This window comes from Chryseobacterium sp. Marseille-Q8038 (assembly GCF_965111995.1).
The window spans coordinates 1,588,859-1,606,431 of the sequence record NZ_CBCOPN010000001.1; the positions used below are offsets into that span (position 1 = coordinate 1,588,859).

19 protein-coding genes are annotated in these 17,573 nt (G+C 36.8%); 9 read left to right on the top strand and 10 right to left on the bottom strand.

What is annotated here, in order from left to right; genetic code table 11:
- Positions 1-13 precede the first annotated feature (13 nt).
- The 3 genes from ACWPWS_RS07345 to ACWPWS_RS07355 form a co-directional block, all read right to left on the bottom strand.
- Complete coding sequence (locus tag ACWPWS_RS07345; protein ID WP_454046059.1) at positions 14-1,270, bottom strand: tetratricopeptide repeat protein; 1,257 nt, start codon at positions 1,268-1,270, stop codon at positions 14-16.
- Positions 1,271-1,276: 6 nt separating this feature from the next.
- Entirely contained in the window at positions 1,277-3,439 is a 2,163-nt protein-coding gene (locus tag ACWPWS_RS07350; RefSeq protein WP_454046060.1) for a type VI secretion system Vgr family protein, read from the bottom strand.
- 542 nt (positions 3,440-3,981) lie between these two features.
- Positions 3,982-4,491 carry a DinB family protein gene (locus ACWPWS_RS07355; RefSeq protein ID WP_309511271.1) on the bottom strand — a complete coding sequence of 170 codons (510 nt, stop codon included), beginning with the start codon at positions 4,489-4,491 and terminating at the stop codon, positions 3,982-3,984.
- Positions 4,492-4,658: 167 nt separating this feature from the next.
- Between ACWPWS_RS07355 and ACWPWS_RS07360 the strand changes: the two genes are divergently transcribed.
- From ACWPWS_RS07360 to ACWPWS_RS07370, 3 genes are all read left to right on the top strand, one after another.
- Positions 4,659-5,798: a tetratricopeptide repeat protein gene (locus ACWPWS_RS07360; RefSeq protein ID WP_454046061.1), complete on the top strand. Its 1,140-nt coding sequence runs from the start codon at positions 4,659-4,661 to the stop codon at positions 5,796-5,798.
- Between the two features lie 84 nt (positions 5,799-5,882).
- On the top strand, positions 5,883-6,218 hold the full coding sequence (locus ACWPWS_RS07365; protein WP_454046062.1) for a nuclear transport factor 2 family protein: 336 nt from the start codon (positions 5,883-5,885) through the stop codon (positions 6,216-6,218).
- 64 nt (positions 6,219-6,282) lie between these two features.
- The gene (locus ACWPWS_RS07370; RefSeq protein WP_309511273.1) at positions 6,283-6,627 is read left to right on the top strand and encodes a YciI family protein; all 345 of its coding nucleotides are present in this window, start codon (positions 6,283-6,285) and stop codon (positions 6,625-6,627) included.
- Positions 6,628-6,688: 61 nt separating this feature from the next.
- Here the strand turns inward: ACWPWS_RS07370 and ACWPWS_RS07375 are convergent, their stop codons facing one another.
- The 4 genes from ACWPWS_RS07375 to ACWPWS_RS07390 all read right to left on the bottom strand — a co-directional run bounded on the left by ACWPWS_RS07375 (position 6,689) and on the right by ACWPWS_RS07390 (position 9,333).
- A complete protein-coding gene (locus tag ACWPWS_RS07375) occupies positions 6,689-7,252 on the bottom strand; it encodes a DUF6624 domain-containing protein (protein ID WP_454046063.1) in 564 nt (187 codons plus the stop codon).
- Positions 7,253-7,289: 37 nt separating this feature from the next.
- Complete coding sequence (locus tag ACWPWS_RS07380) at positions 7,290-7,850, bottom strand: AAA family ATPase (RefSeq protein ID WP_454046064.1); 561 nt, start codon at positions 7,848-7,850, stop codon at positions 7,290-7,292.
- Between the two features lie 64 nt (positions 7,851-7,914).
- Positions 7,915-8,910: an MsnO8 family LLM class oxidoreductase gene (locus ACWPWS_RS07385; protein ID WP_454046065.1), complete on the bottom strand. Its 996-nt coding sequence runs from the start codon at positions 8,908-8,910 to the stop codon at positions 7,915-7,917.
- A 66-nt stretch (positions 8,911-8,976) separates the two neighbouring features.
- Positions 8,977-9,333 carry a winged helix-turn-helix transcriptional regulator gene (locus tag ACWPWS_RS07390; RefSeq protein WP_309511277.1) on the bottom strand — a complete coding sequence of 119 codons (357 nt, stop codon included), beginning with the start codon at positions 9,331-9,333 and terminating at the stop codon, positions 8,977-8,979.
- Between the two features lie 108 nt (positions 9,334-9,441).
- Between ACWPWS_RS07390 and ACWPWS_RS07395 the strand changes: the two genes are divergently transcribed.
- Positions 9,442-10,581: an MFS transporter gene (locus ACWPWS_RS07395; RefSeq protein WP_454046066.1), complete on the top strand. Its 1,140-nt coding sequence runs from the start codon at positions 9,442-9,444 to the stop codon at positions 10,579-10,581.
- A gap of 18 nt (positions 10,582-10,599) precedes the next feature.
- Here the strand turns inward: ACWPWS_RS07395 and ACWPWS_RS07400 are convergent, their stop codons facing one another.
- The 3 genes from ACWPWS_RS07400 to ACWPWS_RS07410 form a co-directional block, all read right to left on the bottom strand.
- Positions 10,600-10,764 (bottom strand): bacteriocin-like protein, encoded by a 165-nt coding sequence (locus ACWPWS_RS07400; protein WP_454046067.1) that lies wholly within the window; start codon positions 10,762-10,764, stop codon positions 10,600-10,602.
- Between the two features lie 164 nt (positions 10,765-10,928).
- Positions 10,929-12,425, bottom strand: a complete 1,497-nt coding sequence (gene putP / locus ACWPWS_RS07405; RefSeq protein ID WP_454046068.1) for a sodium/proline symporter PutP — start codon at positions 12,423-12,425, stop codon at positions 10,929-10,931.
- A gap of 194 nt (positions 12,426-12,619) precedes the next feature.
- Positions 12,620-13,915, bottom strand: a complete 1,296-nt coding sequence (locus ACWPWS_RS07410; RefSeq protein WP_454046069.1) for an Ig-like domain-containing protein — start codon at positions 13,913-13,915, stop codon at positions 12,620-12,622.
- 233 nt (positions 13,916-14,148) lie between these two features.
- Between ACWPWS_RS07410 and ACWPWS_RS07415 the strand changes: the two genes are divergently transcribed.
- The 5 genes from ACWPWS_RS07415 (at position 14,149) to ACWPWS_RS07435 (ending at position 17,464) form a co-directional block, all read left to right on the top strand.
- A complete protein-coding gene (locus tag ACWPWS_RS07415; protein ID WP_209784855.1) occupies positions 14,149-15,033 on the top strand; it encodes a cupin-like domain-containing protein in 885 nt (294 codons plus the stop codon).
- Between the two features lie 128 nt (positions 15,034-15,161).
- Positions 15,162-15,875, top strand: a complete 714-nt coding sequence (locus ACWPWS_RS07420) for a hypothetical protein (protein WP_454046070.1) — start codon at positions 15,162-15,164, stop codon at positions 15,873-15,875.
- 56 nt (positions 15,876-15,931) lie between these two features.
- The gene (locus ACWPWS_RS07425) at positions 15,932-16,468 is read left to right on the top strand and encodes a TetR family transcriptional regulator (RefSeq protein ID WP_454046071.1); all 537 of its coding nucleotides are present in this window, start codon (positions 15,932-15,934) and stop codon (positions 16,466-16,468) included.
- Positions 16,469-16,480: 12 nt separating this feature from the next.
- A complete protein-coding gene (locus ACWPWS_RS07430; RefSeq protein WP_454046072.1) occupies positions 16,481-17,014 on the top strand; it encodes a Crp/Fnr family transcriptional regulator in 534 nt (177 codons plus the stop codon).
- A 66-nt stretch (positions 17,015-17,080) separates the two neighbouring features.
- Positions 17,081-17,464 carry a hypothetical protein gene (locus ACWPWS_RS07435; protein WP_454046073.1) on the top strand — a complete coding sequence of 128 codons (384 nt, stop codon included), beginning with the start codon at positions 17,081-17,083 and terminating at the stop codon, positions 17,462-17,464.
- Positions 17,465-17,573: the final 109 nt, after the last annotated feature.

Consider the following 17,573-nt stretch of genomic DNA (forward strand, 5'->3'; position numbering starts at 1 on the left):
TTTTAATTTGAGATTACCCTGCTTTTGGTTTTTCCACACTTACCTTCCATTCATCACCAAAATACGTCTTCATTTCGCTGTCTAATATTCTTTTTTTATCTGTATCCCCTTCATATTTGAGAATAAGCATTGAGGCAACAAACCTCAGGCTGCTCTGCTCTCTTGCTGAAGGGTTCATCAATTTTGCTATGCCGAGACATTTTTCAAAATATCTGATCATTTTATCTTTTGTCAAAACAGTATCATTCAGGGTCCCAATGATTCTGTAACACTCAATAGCCATTGCATATTCTTCTATTTTCTGAGCAGTTTCTGCAGCTTTTTCAAATATTTTTTCTGCCCTGGACTTTTTGGAATTCCCTAATAAATGACTTCCATAATTCATATACATCTGAACTTCCAATGGTGAATCCCGCTCTACTTCTTCCAATATAATCCGGTAGGTATCTTCAGCCTTATCCTTCTTTCTATCTGCTGTATAAGCCTGAGTAAGCATAAAATAGGCAGAGATCTCTCCCTGTTTGTTCTTTTGTTCTTTGGCAAGCTTCACTGCTGTTTTTAATGCATGCTCCGCTTCTTTGAATCTTTCTTTACTTAAATGATTACTCGCTATAAGGATCTGCTGCTGAAAATCCGTATCCGGGCTATTCTTTTTACGATTGGTATGAGCAGCCGTATTCTGCATTAGCTGATGAATGTCTACTTCCACTCTGAAACGGTGTGCTGAAGAGATATTGGGTAAGGTTCTGTAAGTATGATGTTCTGCCCAAACCAGTTTAATATCTTTATTTTCCGATGCTTCACAGATCCTGCACCATTCTTTCACCCACAAAGACAGCTCTTCGGTATCAGTGATCCTAAGCGGAGCAATGTAGATGTATATTTTAGAATACTGAATAGCAGGAAAGTTTTTCTTTAGCTCCAGAAGAGGATAAAATGCCTTATAAGCATCTGTTTTAAAATTTTCTTCCGGATTTTTCAGATCCCATTGCGGAATATTTCCTTCACTTTTCTTCAGCATTTCATAAAACTCAGTCCATTCATCCAACAAGGTTTGTCCGAAAGAGTTCATTCCATTAAATTCCTGATAGTGAAGTAAAAATATATCATCTTCTTCATCTTCAGAAAGTTTTGATTTGATAAATCCATCAAAAAGATCGGTTTCATGTTTTTCTCCTATACAGATCAGCATAGGCTTTTCTTCGTTCTTTGAAACAACTTTCTGCCATTGTCTTTTTAATTTTACCAACTCCAGGTCTACAGGATTCATCTGCTTTTAGTTCAGTTTTACAGTTCCACTTACAATATTTGTCTCACTTCCTCCACCCACATTTATTTTTCCTCCGCTGCTGAGATTAGCTTCCGTATCACCTCTCATAGAAAGCGTTTTGGTGCCGATATCCAATGTATCAGATTTGATTCCGATGCCTGAAGTGGGATCACCGTCTTCAGGGCCTACCCCAACCCCAATACTTGATGTTCCGCCTACTCCAATATTGACTCCCTGCACAAATACTTCTTTTCCTTTAATCTGAATATTTCCGTCTTTATCCATGTAAATGGAACTGCTTCCACAATTCAGGGTGATAGAAATTTTACTGTCTATTGTTATATTTCCTGCGCCATCCAGAAAAACAGAGTTTTGATCTTTATCTTTCACTGTAATTCCACCGGCATCGTCCAGACTCATGGTATGTCCGCTTTTACTGCTTAAGCTTTTGATATTATTTCCGGAACCGCCGCCACCGCCAACTCCACCATGGAACATTCCTCCCATCACAAACGGACGGTCAGGATGCTGATGGGCAAAGTTGACCACTACCTGATCACCCTCTTCCGGAATGGCCATAAATCCACGGTTTTTACTTACTTTTTCGCTGCCTCCACCATCGGGAGTCATTACCCTGATATATTCTGTCGTGGTGGAACCATTCTGCCAGTCGAACTGAACTTTCACTCTTCCCTGATTTAAAGGATCTGTATTGGAAATTACCTTGGCAAACTGAGCATCTGCTTTCGGAGTGTGAAACTCCGGACGGGGAATAAATCCTGTATCAGAAGCAATGGCTTCAAATGTTCCTGTATAATATCCTCTTGCGTCTACCTCGTGATGCATATCGGTAATCATCAGCTTGGTAAAGTAAGTGGTTTCACTGCTTTCGGCTTTTCTCATTTCAATATCAGCGATACAGCCCGGATAAAGAAAAGGAACTGTTGTAATGCCTGAAATAACAAATACTTCTGAGGCTTTACTTCCGGCTGTTCCTTTTTGAGAATTTTCCACATCCATGAAAGACACCGCTTTTATGGGAGCTACTCTTAAAGATGGAGTGGTAAACGTTTTTTCTGAAATTTCATACGCTCTTTTTGCAATATCTGAAGTATGGTTAATCTTTGAATTTCCTGCTGTCAGCTTTTCATTCTTGCTGCTGTTATAACCATAAAATGACGGATTTACATGCTGAGCCTTCATTTTTATCTTTACATCACTCACACTGCTTCCATAGGTAAGGTTTACAGGTTTTTCCTGAGGAGGAAGTTTCCCGAAATGAAGCACCTCGCCATCATAATAAAATTGTTCTCCATAGGCTTCTGCAATTCTGGCCAGATAGTTATAATGGGTTTCTTCATATTGAGAACTATACGAAACGTTTCCGTGGGCTGCATCTACTCTGAAATCAAAGGAATTTTGCCCCAGGCCTTCTTTTATCACCTGATCTGCAATGCTGTTGAGACTGATTTCCTGTGCTCCGCCAAAGCTTTGAATATGAGGGGCAGCATCTAAAAGAACAGTGGGACTGAAACCTGTAAGAACAATATTTCCCAGACTTCCTTTTTCCTGGCTGAAACCTACTTCAGTGATGACGCCTACAAAGTTCCTTTCGGGGCCGTCTTCAACGTCTTTATATCTGAAAATCACGGTAATTCTTTTTCCAAGAAAGTTTTGAGCTTCTTCCAGATTATGGTTTTCTGAACCTCCTAAACTATCATGAGCTAGCATCAAATCAAATTCATGATGCTTTACAGCACTTTGTTTTAACTGAAAATGCTTGAAATGTTTAATTACTTTTCCGTCAATTACGATTTCAAGTTTTACCACACGATTGATTCCGGCTACCTGATTTCCGGGAATGGTATTGGCGTTATAAATCCCTGAGGTTGGCTGTTTTGCCCATACTTTGTCTTCTACAAGCGTAGGAGGGTTAGGCTGTTTAACCTGATTCATAAACATTTGAGAACCGTTTTGAACGATTCCTGTATAAGCCTGAGCCTGAGCCATTTTTTCTGTAGCTTTCTTAATGGTTCCGCTCGATTTTTCCTGCACTTCCTGAGCAGCTTTAGTGACTGCCTGATCTGTCAGTGTTTCTTTAATATTCTTTACAGATGAAATTTTATCTTTAGAAACAGGCATTTTGGGTGAATGATCGTCCTGAAACATAATTGTAATATTTTGATTGATTGGGTGTCAAATTTTTTTAAGCCTAAAATGTATCTGTACACTACGTTCAGATATATTTCATTATCCATATTCTATTTCTAAAAGAAAGTATGGATATTGAGGTCAAAACAGGGCATATAGTAATCGGTGAAAAAGAACTTCACCTCCCTGTTGAATTCAAGATTTCTCTTGATATTATAGTTGTAATATGCAGATTTTAATCATGATTAATTTTTTGTAATTGGATTGATGGTATTACAAAGATAAAACGGTAATCGCTATTCAAAAAATTTTCGATACTCAATCTGAAATTTTGTCGTAGTTCTACGACTTTTAAGCAATAATTCTAAAGCAAATGATTAAAAAAAAGAAATAAATAACTCTGTATCAAATAAATATTTAACAATTTTTAATAAATGAAAAAGAATAATTTATCACTTGAAATAGAAATAAATCAAAAATGAAAGAACTTTTAACAATAGAAAACCAGCTGTACGATGACAGCTGGTTTGTATTTTAAATATCCGGTTATCTTCAGTATTTTACTCCTGCAATTTCACACTGATCTCCTGCACATTCTCTGCAGAAAGCCCGTAAAGTTGTGGTGTTTTTACCTCCAGAAGATTCAGGTAGATATATAATTCTGCCCTGTGGTGGATTTCATGCTCTATCATCGCCCGAAGCCATTTCCATATAGAAATTTCACTATTGGCCGGAGTCAGGCATTTCCTCGTGAGATCTTCATCAGAAAGACCTTTGATAATGTCCAGAGTCTGCCTGTGCATTTCGTTGAAAAACCTGACTGTATTTTCATATCCGTCGGCAAGCTCTTTTCCACATCCCGGATAAGCACTTTTTCTTCCGCTAATGGTCTCTCCATACATATACCTTTCAATGGTTGCAATATGTCTGATCTGATCACCAATGGTAAATTTTCCTGGTTTATAGGAAAAATCAATATGTTCGGGAGGAATAACTTCAATAATACGATGTGTTCTTTCTCTTATTTTTCCATAATAATCAAGGAATGATTGTACAGTTTTTATTTCCATATCTTTTGCTTTGTCTGGTCTTTTTCTATAGAGTGAATATAAGAATTCTCATGATATAAGGTTTTGGTTTTTATCATAAATGATTCAGAAGATTAAAAAATCCCGCATAAGTGAGTATAAAATTTGGAAGCTTATTAAATAACCAATATTTTAGTTAAAAAATAACCATGATGAAACTAGGAATTTGTTTGTGTATTATTCTGTTAGGCTTTAAAAATGCAGTGGCACAATCCACAAAAATTGATACTGAAAAGCTTCTTGAATATTATGAAACACAACGTTATGCCGAGGCCGCCACATATCTTCAGGGCATCTATCCCGGAGATACACAGGATATAAAAGCGCTTTCACAAATTGCTTACTGCAATATGATGGCGGGAAAACTACCGGAAGCAGAAAAAAATTATCAAAAAATCAATGCCATCCAACCGAACAGCCTGCCTACTCTATTCAGTTTGGCCAATATCAATTCCAGAAGGGGAAATGCTTCTCATGCCAAAACTTATCTTCAACAGATCATTCAACTTGACAGCCTGAATTTCAGTGCTTACAAACAGCTTGCTACCTATGCAGAAACGCCAGAAGCCAAACTCAGTTATCTGAAGAAAGCCAATACTCTTAATACCAGCGACCCTGATGTGGCTTATGATCTTTCTCTAACCTACAGTGGTCTTAAACAATATCAATCTGCTTATGATGTATTGAAAACAGCGATTGCTGCCGATACAGAAAACTTCACTTTACAACAGGCTCTGCTGCCAGTGGCCAACCAGTTAGCCCAATATCCGGAAGTGATTGAAACCGGTGAAAAGCTCCTTAAAAATCATGCTGATGTAAATGTAATGAACGATATAGGGCAAGCTTATTTTTATGTAAAAGAATATCAGAAATGTATCAATATTTATAAAATGCTGGAAAATATGGGCGTACAAAATGAAGGAACACTCTATTTTATGGCTCTAAGCTATCGTGAACTGAAAGATTACAACAATGCAGCAATCTATGCACAAAAGACTATTGATGAAGCCATTTCAGATCATACTCCATTTTACTATGCAGCACTTGCCGGGATTTATGAATCCAAAAATCAGTATAATGATGCCTTGACAGCTTATAAAAGAGGATTGACTTTTGGTACCAGCAATATGATTTATTACCGCTTAGGACTTCTTTATGATCTCCATCTGAAACAGCCTAAAAGTGCAGCAACATACTACCAAATGTACCTTAAAAACAATCCGGATCAGGAAAAAGAAAAAGAGCAGATTGCGTATGCTAAAGGAAGAATTTCCGACTTAAAACAGTAAAAATTTAAATCATTTTGTGATGATAGTCACAGGAGAAATATATTCTTCCTCCCTAATTTTGTATTCAACAATAAAAATAACATTATGAGCAACAGAAATCAAAATACAGCGGAACAGTTTATCCAATATTTAAATGAAGAAAATTTTGAAATGGCGGAAAGTTGTCTCTATCCTGATTTTACATTTATCGGGGTATTGGGGAAAAGAGAAAATGCTTCAATATACATCAAAGACATGATGCAGATGAAGTTTAAGTATAAAATTCTAAAGGCTTTTACTGCTGGTGAAGATGTGTGTTTATGGTACATGATTGATATGGGAGAAAAAACGATAGAGGCTTCCGGATGGTACCAGATCAAGGAGGGAAAGATTCAGTCATTGAAAGTTCTGTTTGATCCCAGACCTTTATTGGATAAATAAAAACACCTTAAAAACGCTGTCCCTGTTCATTTATCTTAATCGTCATAAAAAAAAGAATATGATTATGAAAGAATTTGCATTGATCTTCAGACTGAAAGACATTTCTGATTTTAAACCTTCTCCTGAACAGATCCGGGAGCGCATGATCTGGCTTGGAAACATTACTGCACAAAACAAACTGGTGGATGAAGGAAATACTTTATTACCCGCTCCGGGAGCTGCCAAAACTGTAAAACCAGATAATATGGTAACGGATGGCCCTTATACCGAGATCAAAGAATTCATTAGTGGATATATTATTGTACGGGCAGAATCTATTGATGAAGCCGTTGAAATAGCGAAAGGAAACCCAATTTTTAAAATTGGAGGAAATATTGAAATTCGTGAAGTCTTGAAGACCGGCAAGTAAGGTGGAATTTGGAAGGAATTACAGTTTAAGTTAAAAATTTCTTCATGCATTCAGCATTGCTTTAAATCCATCCTGTTTTTTTCCTCCAAACCGTATATTCCCCATCTTTGCTATCAATTTCCGGAATATCTTCAGGTTCCGGAATTTTATGAATTTCTGCATTGGAGAATACTGGCAGATTTACCTTTTCACGCTCTGCATTTAAGTTTTCTTTGTTTTCTACCGGATAAATTGTTCCTTCAGCAGTCAACTGTGTCCCGTATTTTTGAGGTTTACTCTGAAAAACCTGAATCCGGTCGTATAAATAGGCTGTATGTATAGGATTAATATCATTATAATGCTCTTCCATCATGACATAGCAGGTTTTCATAAATTCTGGTTCACCAATCGCATGCTGAATAATAAGCCACACTGCATCATTTGCTTTCTCGCCTACTTTTGAGATGGTAGGATAACCAATTTGTGCTATAATCTCCCTCAGCCGTTTTGCATTGGCTCTATGAATCTCTTCCATTTCAGGATGATAGCCTCCGGAAAGTTGCCCTGCTTCAAACAGTTTTTCTCTGACCGACAGATCTTTGCCAGCCAACTCGATCAGTTCTTTTTCAAAAGTAGGATTGTTCATATGATAAATAATAATTGATGATTGATGATGCTTGACTTCAACCTGATATAAAAATTGTATCAAGAATAAAGTGTGCCCTGTTTTCCACTGAAACTTTCGGAACTTCTATGATATTGTATTCATATTCCCGATATATTTCTTTCATACACTCAAAGGTTTCCACCGCCTTTTCAAAGGTCTGTTTTCTTTCCGGATCGTTTTCATAAATCTCTTTCCATGGGGGAAGAATAAAGACATTGTTATGATAAATCATTTCTCTTGCTTTTGCTTCCATAGATGCCGGAATGATAATATTTTCAAGCCTCATATAACCGAGGGTATCCAATATTCCACGGTCAAAGAAAACAGGCGCTGTAGAATTCATCTGACGTATTTTCAGGTAAGTTTTTACAGATTCTTCAAACATGAGCGCTGCAAAAAGTTCTTTATTAAGCCATGGAAGGCCTTTTCCACCGGAATCAATCTGTTCTTTAATGATTTTCCTTCCTTCTTCAGGTACTGTTGTTAATTCATGACGGTTTAATTCATCCAGCAACGTTGTTTTTCCTGCTCCGGGACCTCCTGTAATGATATACAATGTTGAAATATTCTGCTTCATGGGTGTACATTATAGTGTAATTATAACCCCATAGCACAACAGAATTTTCATAGAGGCTATAGGGTTAGCTATTGTTTTTAATGATGCTTTTATAAGTGTTGATACGATCTTCTTCCCGGTACATGTTACACAATATCAGGAGATCATCTGTATTGTACCTTTCCGCAACCTGATGTAATTTCTGATCTACAGATTGGGGTGTTTCAATCATAATTCTGTTTAAAACAGTAAAGAATTCTTCTTCATCTTGTGTTCCTAAAACCCTCTGCTCTACCGCTTCAGGAGAAAGAACAGCATCAGGACTGACTAGCTGTCGGGATTGTAAAAACTGATAAGCCATTCCATAGGCGTTTCGTCTGGCTTCTTCAATGTTGTCTGCTACAGATATGGCTACAGTAACCTGTAAAGAAGGCTTGGGAAAATATTGCGTTGCATCAAATTCTCTGAGATAAGCATCTGTATTTTCCTTTCCATTTTCGCTATTCATAAAAGCCGCAAATGAATATCCAATTCCATGCTTTGCCGCTTCCCGGGCAGAGGTCATTCCTGAACCCAGCCACATGATTTCCGGGATATGCTGCACATGAGCAGGCTGTGCAATAAGCCCATCATATACACCTTCTTCCTCCCGTATGAATTGAATGATCTCTTCCAGCTTTGTTTCCATATTAGATAAAACCACCGGTTTATGGTTATTCAGTGCCATGACAGCATCTTTTAATCCTCCCGGCGCTTTTCCCAGTCCGAGAATAAACCGTTCAGGATAAAGGGTTGACAGCATTTTGGACCATTCCGCAATTTTATACGCAGAATAGTTCCGCATCATAATACCGGCTGTTCCTACTTTGATACGGTTTGTTTTACTGAGAACGATAGCAGCTAATAATTCAGGGCTGGAACTTCCATAGGCTTCTACGCCATGATGTTCGGAATACATAATGCTATGAAATCCCATTTCTTCAGCCAATACAGCAAGGTTAAGACTATTTTTCAATGCGGATGCTGCATTGCCTCCCATGGTTGTAGGTGACTGATCTAATATCCCCAATTTCAGCTTCATACTATTGAATCAATTTTATGGTGAAGTTATGAAAAAAGCGTTACGTAATGGAAAAATATAATCTTATCATTCCTTAGGCGGGAAGACAATTCCTTCATCCTTAATCAGCTCATAGCCAAACTTCATAATGGTTTCAATCACCGGAATGGCTTTTTTTCCTTTTTCTGTAAGACTATATTCTACTTTTGGAGGAACTACGGGAAATACTTCCCTGTGAATCATCTCTTTAGACTCCAGTTCGCGCAGCTGACTGGTCAGCATCTTGTCGGTAATATGCGGAATGTCTTTTTTAAGTTCACTAAAACGAAGAGGTTTCTCCTGTAACCTCCACAGAATAGGCATTTTCCAGGTTCCTCCGATATGACTTAAGGCAAATTCAATGGGAGTATAGTACAATCTTTTATCATGGAAAAATTCAGGCATAACAATGTTTTTTTGAGGATCACTTTCAAAAAGGTAAGTATAGAACTAAAAGGTAAGTATATAGTTTTCTGAAAGTCTATTCTGCAAATTTGCAAAAAAATAATGAAAATGAACAGAAATCTTTATGTGCTGGCACTCGGTGTTTTCGGAATTACCACTACGGAATTCGGAGTGATTGGAGTATTGCCCGAAATTGCTTCAGCTTTCCATATCCCTATCGAAAAAGCAGGATGGCTGCTCAGTACATTTGCATTAATTGTTGCCGTTTTTGGGCCTTTTATGCTGATGATATTATCTTCATTCAAAAGAAAGAATCTGCTACTTTTGTCTCTATTTATTTTTGTCGCCGCCAATATTCTTTCTGCCTGTATCACCAATTTTTATCTGCTTCTTATCGTAAGAATGATTCCTGCATTTTTTCATCCGGTTTATTGGTCTATTGCACTGTCGGTCGCAGGAGAATCTTCAAATATTAAAGAAAAATCCAGGGCTGTAAGTATTATATTTTCCGGTCTTACGCTGGCAACGGTAATGGGAGTTCCGCTGGCTACTTTTATGTCTGATTTCTTTTCCTGGCAGTCCTCTTTCCTGCTTACTGCATTAATTAATGTAGTAGCGCTGGCAGGGGTTTGGATCTATTTGCCGGAGATTCAAAATACCAATGCATCATCAAAACAGTTTCCCTTTAAAATATTTAACAATAAACAATTATGGATTGGGCTCTTCCTAGCGTTTTTCACTATTGCTGCTATGTATTCTACTTATGGATATATGGCTGACTACCTAAAGAATGTAACCCAAATGGACGGCAGACAAACCAGTCTTATGCTTTTCCTGTTTGGAACGGTTGGAATTGCGGGAAACAGAATTGCGGGAAAATATATGAGCAGATTTCCTTTCCAGACCACTCTACTGTTTTTAATTCTATTATCAGGAATTCATTTGTTAATAGGACATTATGGAAATCAATTTCTACCTATGATATGGATTATCGGATGTTGGGGGCTGGTTCATTCCGGAGGCTTTCTGATCAGTAATATGAATGTCACTTCTTCCATTTCCGGTTCTTCGGAGTTTATCAATAGTATTTTTACTTCCTGCGGGAATTTTGCTGTAACAGCGGGTACTTTATTTGGAGGATTCTGGATTGGCCGTTATGGGATAGAGAATATAATTTGGTCAAGCATTATAGGATTGACTCTCGCTCTTATACTGGTGCTTATCAAAAGGAAGGATACAGAAAACTAAACTTTAATATAAAGATGTTTATGCACATCTGATATCAGCACAACCGTCGCCACCTCCGTTTCCGTTTTTGTAATAACATGCTGATGTAGGGCATCCACATGCTATACACTCACTCTCTGCAGGTGTGCGACCTCCTGTGATTGTTTTTAAACTTTGTCTCGCGATTTTCTTTAGATTTTTCATGATCAATAAGTTTTTGGTTTGAAATAACAAAATGTAACTCATTTTTAATACAGATTATTAAATTGCAATGCATTAAAATATAATAGGCTGGGAAAAATGAAAAAAATATACCCTCACTGTTTAGCAAGGGTATATTATTGTTGTATTATTGCAAAGGTTCTATATTACTCCTGCATTATTTTTTTAACTTCATTAAACTCGCTTTCAATAACAGCATCTGGTTTATAGGTTGATAATGAAACAATCATATTAGTCAACAGAGAAAGGGTAAACCCAGGAATGATTTCGTACCAGTCTTTTAATGGATGCTGAAGATAGACCCATGCTAAGACCGTAATTCCTCCTACCATCATCCCGGCAAAACCTCCCTGCCATGTTGCCTTTTTCCATAAAAGAGACAGCAGGATCAACGGTCCGAATGCAGAACCAAAGCCGGCCCATGCATTTCCTACAAGATTAAGAATACTATCCTTGGGATCCAGGGATAAAAGTACCGCAATGACGGCTACGAGTAAAACAGAAAGTCTGCTCGCCATTAATAATTGCCTGGAAGTTGCTTTTTTATTAAGAAAAGCTTTGTAAATATCTTCTGTTAATGAACTTGAAGTCACCAATAACTGGGAAGAAATCGTACTCATTACTGCTGCGAGAATGGCTGTAAGTAAAAATCCTGCAATAAACGGATGGAATAATATACGGGAGAAATAAATAAAAATAGTTTCTGCTTCCGTCTTTGATCCGTCAAACTTCATCATTGTATTCATATCGAACTTTTGCAGATAAGCGATTCCTACCAATCCTATGGCCAGAGCTCCTGCTACAGTAAAGATCATCCATGTAATCCCTATGCGTCTTGCTTTAATCAGATCTTTCGGTTTATCAATAGCCATAAAACGGACCAGAATATGAGGCTGACCACAATATCCTAATCCCCATGCCAATAAAGACACAATACTTACGGTGGTGGTTCCTCTGAACAGATCCAGATATTTTGGATTTTTTGCTTCAATCAGGGAAAACGTCTCTCCCACACTTCCTATTTGAGTAATCGCTACAATAGGAACAATCACCAATGCCAACACCATGATGGTGCCTTGCACAAAATCAGTAAGACTTACTGCCAGAAATCCACCTAGAAATGTATACAGCACTACTACCAGACTTGTCAGGAGCAAGCCTACAGTATAATCCATCCCGAAAGCTGATTCGAATAATTTTCCTCCGGATACCATTCCTGCAGAAGTGTACAGAGTAAAAAATACCAGAATAAAAATAGAGGATGTGATTTTCAGAAGCTGATTTTTATTTTTAAACCTGTTTTCAAAAAATACAGGTAGCGTAATGGCATTCTGCGCCACTTCTGTATAAATTCTGAGCCTTGGGGCTACAATAATATAATTGAGATAAGCTCCAATGGTTAAGCCTATCGCAATCCAGGAACTTGAAATTCCGGACAGATACATTGCTCCCGGAACGCCCATCAAAAGCCATCCGCTCATATCGGCTGCCCCTGCAGACAGTGCTGTTACGGCAGCTCCCATTTTTCGGCCGCCAATTAAAAATTCTTCTGAATTACTTGTTGATTTTCTATAAGAATATATACCTATACCTATCATTAATAACAGATATAAGCCCACAGAAATCCCTTCATATACTTGCATATCACTATTTTTACGAAGCCGAATATAACCTTTTTTTGAAAAAGGTTAAATCTTCTTCCATCCACAGAATCTTATGAAAAGGCTAAAAAAACCAGGAAATCAATACAATTTTAACACACTACCAAAAATATAATCAAGGATAAAAGAAATTCATTTTCAGATCCTCCATATTAATTATCCCTTTATGAAAAAGGCTATTTATTGCCGGTTGTAAATTTTATAAGAAGTTTCTCGTCTCTTAGAGGATGACCTTCTTTAGAAATAAAACCTTTATTGGTAAGCACAAACTCATACTCTTTATTGGGTTTAAGATCTACTAATACCAGCAAAGTTTTATTATTGTTTTCCATCCCTGCTATTTTTGTCATTGGATTATATTCTTTTCCCTTATCAGACAGATTGAAGGAATATTTCCCGGGAACCATTTCCTGTGAAAAAGTAATCCGGAGTTCTTTTGTATCTGCATTTACATCTTCGGAACCATTGGCTGGCTCTATTTTCACTACATAAGGTAATTTACTCTGATATTCTTTGACAAGCTTATCAATTTTTTCTTTGAAAAACTTTGATTTGTCCAGAAAGTCTTCCACAGATTTATTATCACTATAGTTCAGTTCAATAATATCTTTGATGGCCTGTTTTTTATCTTTTGCATTCTGGTAGTACATTTTACTGATCACATATCCTACATAATAACCTAAATCTGCACCTTCTCCTTTTTGTCTTCCGTTATAAAACCAGTTGGCAAGATTACTGGTAAACATTTCTTTTTTAAACTGGGCTTTAACTTCAACGTCATGAGCAGTTCCGTAAGAAATATATTTTCTTTCGGGAGATTCTTTCATCGCAAGTTCGGCAATCAGATCGCATGATCCTTCCTTGATAGCCTGGTTTAAAACCCTATTTTGAGATCCCGTCTGCTGGGTATGTATATATTCGTGAATATTCAGGAAAACGATATTATCCAGAGACTGGTTTGCAAAAAGACTCTTCAACCATTCATCTTTGAATTCTGAGGTATCTGTAGACGGAAGTCCGGTGGCAAGTTCAGCCCCCACCAATACCATATCACCACTCACTGTTCCTCCCGCATTAAGCCCACCAATGGTAAAATACATTTCAGCATCTTTAAGGGCAGGATACAGCTCCTTCAGTCTGGCAACACTAGCCTCCAGTTCTTTGGTCTTGGCTTTTATTGTTAAAGTATTCGGTCTCACTGAATTCCAGAATTTCGGATACTGGCCAATGACTTTTACATAAACGCTATCATTATAATTTCTGGCCTTCATAAAAGCTTTCAGCCCTTTTGTTGCTTTGTCGGTATAAAGTTTTTTAATAAGATCCAGCTTTCCGGAATGATCATTTGTTTTTTGGATGCTGTCATAAGCTACCCAAAAGTTATCAATATCTGAAGTAAAAATCTTGGTTGATTTTTGCGAAAAGGCAGTGCAAAATACAAGTGAAAAAATAATGGTAGTAAAACGTCTCATGGTTATTTTAAGAGAACAATTATACATACAATTATTGTATCTCACAAATATCTTTTACATCGTAAAGACCGCAGATATCAAAGGAACAGAGGGTAAATTCACATCGTAATAACTCTAAAAAAATGAAGCCTAAATAGTAATTCGTTATTTATTTATATTAATTCCAAATAATTTTAATTCTTTCCATTTTATTGTCGCAAATATTTAATACTTTAGCTTAATAATTTGAACGAATGGGAATAATCCTTAAACCAATTGATATTGTAGATGACATTTCACAAGAAGATTTCCGTGAAAAATATCTAAAGCCATGTAAGCCAGTGGTAATCAGAAATATGGCAAGAAAGTGGCCCGCCTATCAAAAGTGGACGATGGATTACATGAAGGAAGTAGTAGGCGACGTTGAAGTTCCCCTTTATGACAGTGCCAAAGCTGATCCAGCCGCTCCCATCAATACACCGACTACGAAAATGCCTTTTCGTGATTATGTTGACCTTATTCAGAGAGAGCCTACTGATCTGAGAATTTTCTTCTTTGATCCTATAAAATTTGCGCCAAAATTGTTGGAAGACTATGTTCCGCCAAAGAATCTTATGGGTGGATTTTTAGATAAATATCCTAGTATGTTTTTCGGAGGTAAAGGTTCTGTGACTTTTCTTCATTATGATATTGATATGCCGCATATTTTCCATACTCACTTCAACGGAAGGAAGCATGTTCTTCTGTTTGAATACAAATGGAAAACACGTCTGTATAAACTTCCTTATGCCACGTATGCACTGGAAGATTATGATATCGCCAATCCTGATTTTGAAAAATTCCCGGCATTGGATGGTATTGAAGGAATTGAATGCTTCCTGGAACACGGAGATACCTTATTCATGCCCACAGGTTGGTGGCACTGGATGAAGTATCTGGACGGATCTTTCTCTATTTCCCTGCGTGCCTGGGACAAAAGCTGGGCCGTAAAAGCACATTCTCTTTGGAATCTTGCTGTTCAGCGTAATTTTGATAATTTCATGAAAGGACGATACAAAAAGAGGTATATGGACTGGAAAGAAAGAAAAGCTGTAGAAAGAGCCCATATTGCCTTGAAAAAAGGGCTTCCCAAAAAGTAATAAAACTTTTTTAGATAATTAATGAGTGGATGATTTAACCAGAATCATCCACTCTTTTTTTATTCCCCTTTAAAATCTAATTCAAAAATTAGGTAAATTGCAAAAACGTTCCCTTAATATCCGTCTATATGTTTGAAAAATTGATAGATAGTTTTGAAAAACTATGCCTGCAGATTATTATCGAAATACTGCTGGTTCCGGTAACCATTTTCAAGTTGTTTCAGGATCCACGCCGCTGTTATGATCTTTCTGTACATGAGATGGAAAAAGAAGAAACCGAGCGTTTTCAGGACTACCTTTCTCCCATCAAACTTTCTGTTTATACCTCTGTGATCATCTCTGTGCTTTTGATGGATTATGGGGGTGAGCATAATATTATTTCGAAGATCAAGGGATTAAGTATGGTGGAAAAAGCTCTGTTTATATTCCTCATGAATAATATTACTGCGGTCATCTTCAGTGTCGCTTTATTATGGTACAAAAAAGAGAAAGTCAATACTGTAACCTTCCGTACCTTATTATTTTCTTTCATTTATACAACTGTGTATACGTCTACTCCATTTTTTATACTCATCAGTTCGGCTATGTTCCTGGGACAAACCTTAAATGTAGATGCCTACCTGGATCATATTGGGAAGGTGAATCAATATGGAACAAGAGATTATCTGTTTTTCCTGGTCTTTGTGGTTTTTATCATTATTGGAATAATTGGTATTTTCAAACTCTTCAAAGCATTACACTATATCCTGAAGAATAATTTCAGCTACCATCCTTACGTTGTTTGGTTTTTTACAGTACTCTTCTTTGTCATTCAGCTTTATTATGCCAGAGGATTCATTTAGAAATCAACACATACCAATCTGTTCATATTTCCTTACCTTTGTAAAAATCTTACATCATGCCCCGACCTCGAGAAAGAATATTAAGCACCGCTATGGTTCTCTTCCATCAACAAGGCTATAACAGTACGGGGATTAATCAGATTATTGACGAGGCTGAAGTCTCAAAAGCAAGCTTTTACCAGCATTTCAAATCTAAAGATGACCTTTGCATCGAATTTCTTAATAAAAGGTATGATTACTGGGTTTCTGAACTTGAAAAATTTACATCAGAAGCAGAAACAGTACAGGAAAAAATCCTGAAGTCATTTGATTTTTTGATGGATATGAATAAAAGAGAAGATTTCAGAGGATGCAGTTTCCTGAATATTTTATCTGAAATTCCTGCTGATAAGGAAGAAATTCACAAAGTAATCCGCGATCATAAAAATAAACTCAGAGAATGCTTCAATGAAGACATTCAAAACGATATGGTTTCAGCTCATGTTTACCTTCTTTTTGAAAGTTCAATCCTGACCAGCCAGCTGTACAGGTCTGATGAACTGATTGAAAAGTCTAAAATTATTGTAAAGGAAATACTGAGCACCTCACTTTAATCCTTTTCAGATATGCATATTCCGGATATTCATTCTTTTTTTAAATCAGATCTTCATGTATTATCTGAAGTTATGTATCCTGCTAAAACCATCCTTCTTGAAGAAGGAAAAGTTTCAGATAAGATGTTCCTGGTAAAAAACGGAGCCTTAAGAGTATTTTTCTATCAGGACGGAAAAGAACTTACATTGGAATTTATTACAGAAAATCAAGCCGTTTCATCTTTTAACAGCTTCCTGAATGGTACCCGAAGTGAGTTTATCATAGAAACACTGGAATCTTCCACAGTATATGAGATGCATGTAGATGTTTTTCATAAACTCATGGAAGGCAAGGAGTTCCAGCAAACTTTTCATCCTCTTTTTTACAGGCGCTTCAGTGAAATTAATAATCGGCTGGTTTCTTTTATTAAAGATTCTCCACAGAAAAGATATGAACAGCTTTTAAAAGACAGACCAGAGCTTCTTCTCCGTTTCCCACAACATTATATAGCTTCCTATCTGGGAATTACCAGTGTTTCACTAAGCAGAATCAGAAACCGCAGATAATTTCTTTACAATTGTTATCGTCTAGTGACCCATCTCTGAGATAATTTTGTTTCAAATAATAAAGTTATGAAACATTTTATCCAACAGGTTTTCAGCGAGGTTCTGGAAAACCCTGCATTTGACGAATTACTCATTGAAAAGTATTTCTCAAAAAATTACATCCAATTCGTTGACCGCCAGCAATTAAATTATGAAGAATTTGTTCTTCATATTAAAAAACTGAAAGAAAAAGTGGCAGAACAAAAGATTGAGTTCATCAGCCATGCTGAAAATAACAACATCATCTTTACCCATCATGTGGTACATTCTAAATTAAAAGACGGAAGTTTTGTTATCCATAAAGTACTGGCAGAATTTACCATTCAGAATAATAAGATCATACGATGTGATGAACTGACTGTAGTATTGGAAGGAAATCAAGCCGAGAAAAATCTGGGATCTGAAATATAGAGCATAAAACGATATTGCCTTACCGTATTAAGTTTCTATATTAACAATTCTTAAGATAATCTTAATTTTCCCTTCAACACTTTTCCCAAACAGACGTTTAATTTTGTTG

Coding starts and splice junctions, on each gene's coding strand:
- ACWPWS_RS07345 (WP_454046059.1), bottom strand. CDS start 1,270: ATGAATCCTGTAGACCTGGAGTTGGTAAAATTAAAAAGACAATGGCAG.
- ACWPWS_RS07350 (WP_454046060.1), bottom strand. CDS start 3,439: ATGTTTCAGGACGATCATTCACCCAAAATGCCTGTTTCTAAAGATAAA.
- ACWPWS_RS07355 (WP_309511271.1), bottom strand. CDS start 4,491: ATGGAAATAAAAACTGTACAATCATTCCTTGATTATTATGGAAAAATA.
- ACWPWS_RS07360 (WP_454046061.1), top strand. CDS start 4,659: ATGATGAAACTAGGAATTTGTTTGTGTATTATTCTGTTAGGCTTTAAA.
- ACWPWS_RS07365 (WP_454046062.1), top strand. CDS start 5,883: ATGAGCAACAGAAATCAAAATACAGCGGAACAGTTTATCCAATATTTA.
- ACWPWS_RS07370 (WP_309511273.1), top strand. CDS start 6,283: ATGAAAGAATTTGCATTGATCTTCAGACTGAAAGACATTTCTGATTTT.
- ACWPWS_RS07375 (WP_454046063.1), bottom strand. CDS start 7,252: ATGAACAATCCTACTTTTGAAAAAGAACTGATCGAGTTGGCTGGCAAA.
- ACWPWS_RS07380 (WP_454046064.1), bottom strand. CDS start 7,850: ATGAAGCAGAATATTTCAACATTGTATATCATTACAGGAGGTCCCGGA.
- ACWPWS_RS07385 (WP_454046065.1), bottom strand. CDS start 8,910: ATGAAGCTGAAATTGGGGATATTAGATCAGTCACCTACAACCATGGGA.
- ACWPWS_RS07390 (WP_309511277.1), bottom strand. CDS start 9,333: ATGCCTGAATTTTTCCATGATAAAAGATTGTACTATACTCCCATTGAA.
- ACWPWS_RS07395 (WP_454046066.1), top strand. CDS start 9,442: ATGAACAGAAATCTTTATGTGCTGGCACTCGGTGTTTTCGGAATTACC.
- ACWPWS_RS07400 (WP_454046067.1), bottom strand. CDS start 10,764: ATGAAAAATCTAAAGAAAATCGCGAGACAAAGTTTAAAAACAATCACA.
- putP (WP_454046068.1), bottom strand. CDS start 12,425: ATGCAAGTATATGAAGGGATTTCTGTGGGCTTATATCTGTTATTAATG.
- ACWPWS_RS07410 (WP_454046069.1), bottom strand. CDS start 13,915: ATGAGACGTTTTACTACCATTATTTTTTCACTTGTATTTTGCACTGCC.
- ACWPWS_RS07415 (WP_209784855.1), top strand. CDS start 14,149: ATGGGAATAATCCTTAAACCAATTGATATTGTAGATGACATTTCACAA.
- ACWPWS_RS07420 (WP_454046070.1), top strand. CDS start 15,162: ATGTTTGAAAAATTGATAGATAGTTTTGAAAAACTATGCCTGCAGATT.
- ACWPWS_RS07425 (WP_454046071.1), top strand. CDS start 15,932: ATGCCCCGACCTCGAGAAAGAATATTAAGCACCGCTATGGTTCTCTTC.
- ACWPWS_RS07430 (WP_454046072.1), top strand. CDS start 16,481: ATGCATATTCCGGATATTCATTCTTTTTTTAAATCAGATCTTCATGTA.
- ACWPWS_RS07435 (WP_454046073.1), top strand. CDS start 17,081: ATGAAACATTTTATCCAACAGGTTTTCAGCGAGGTTCTGGAAAACCCT.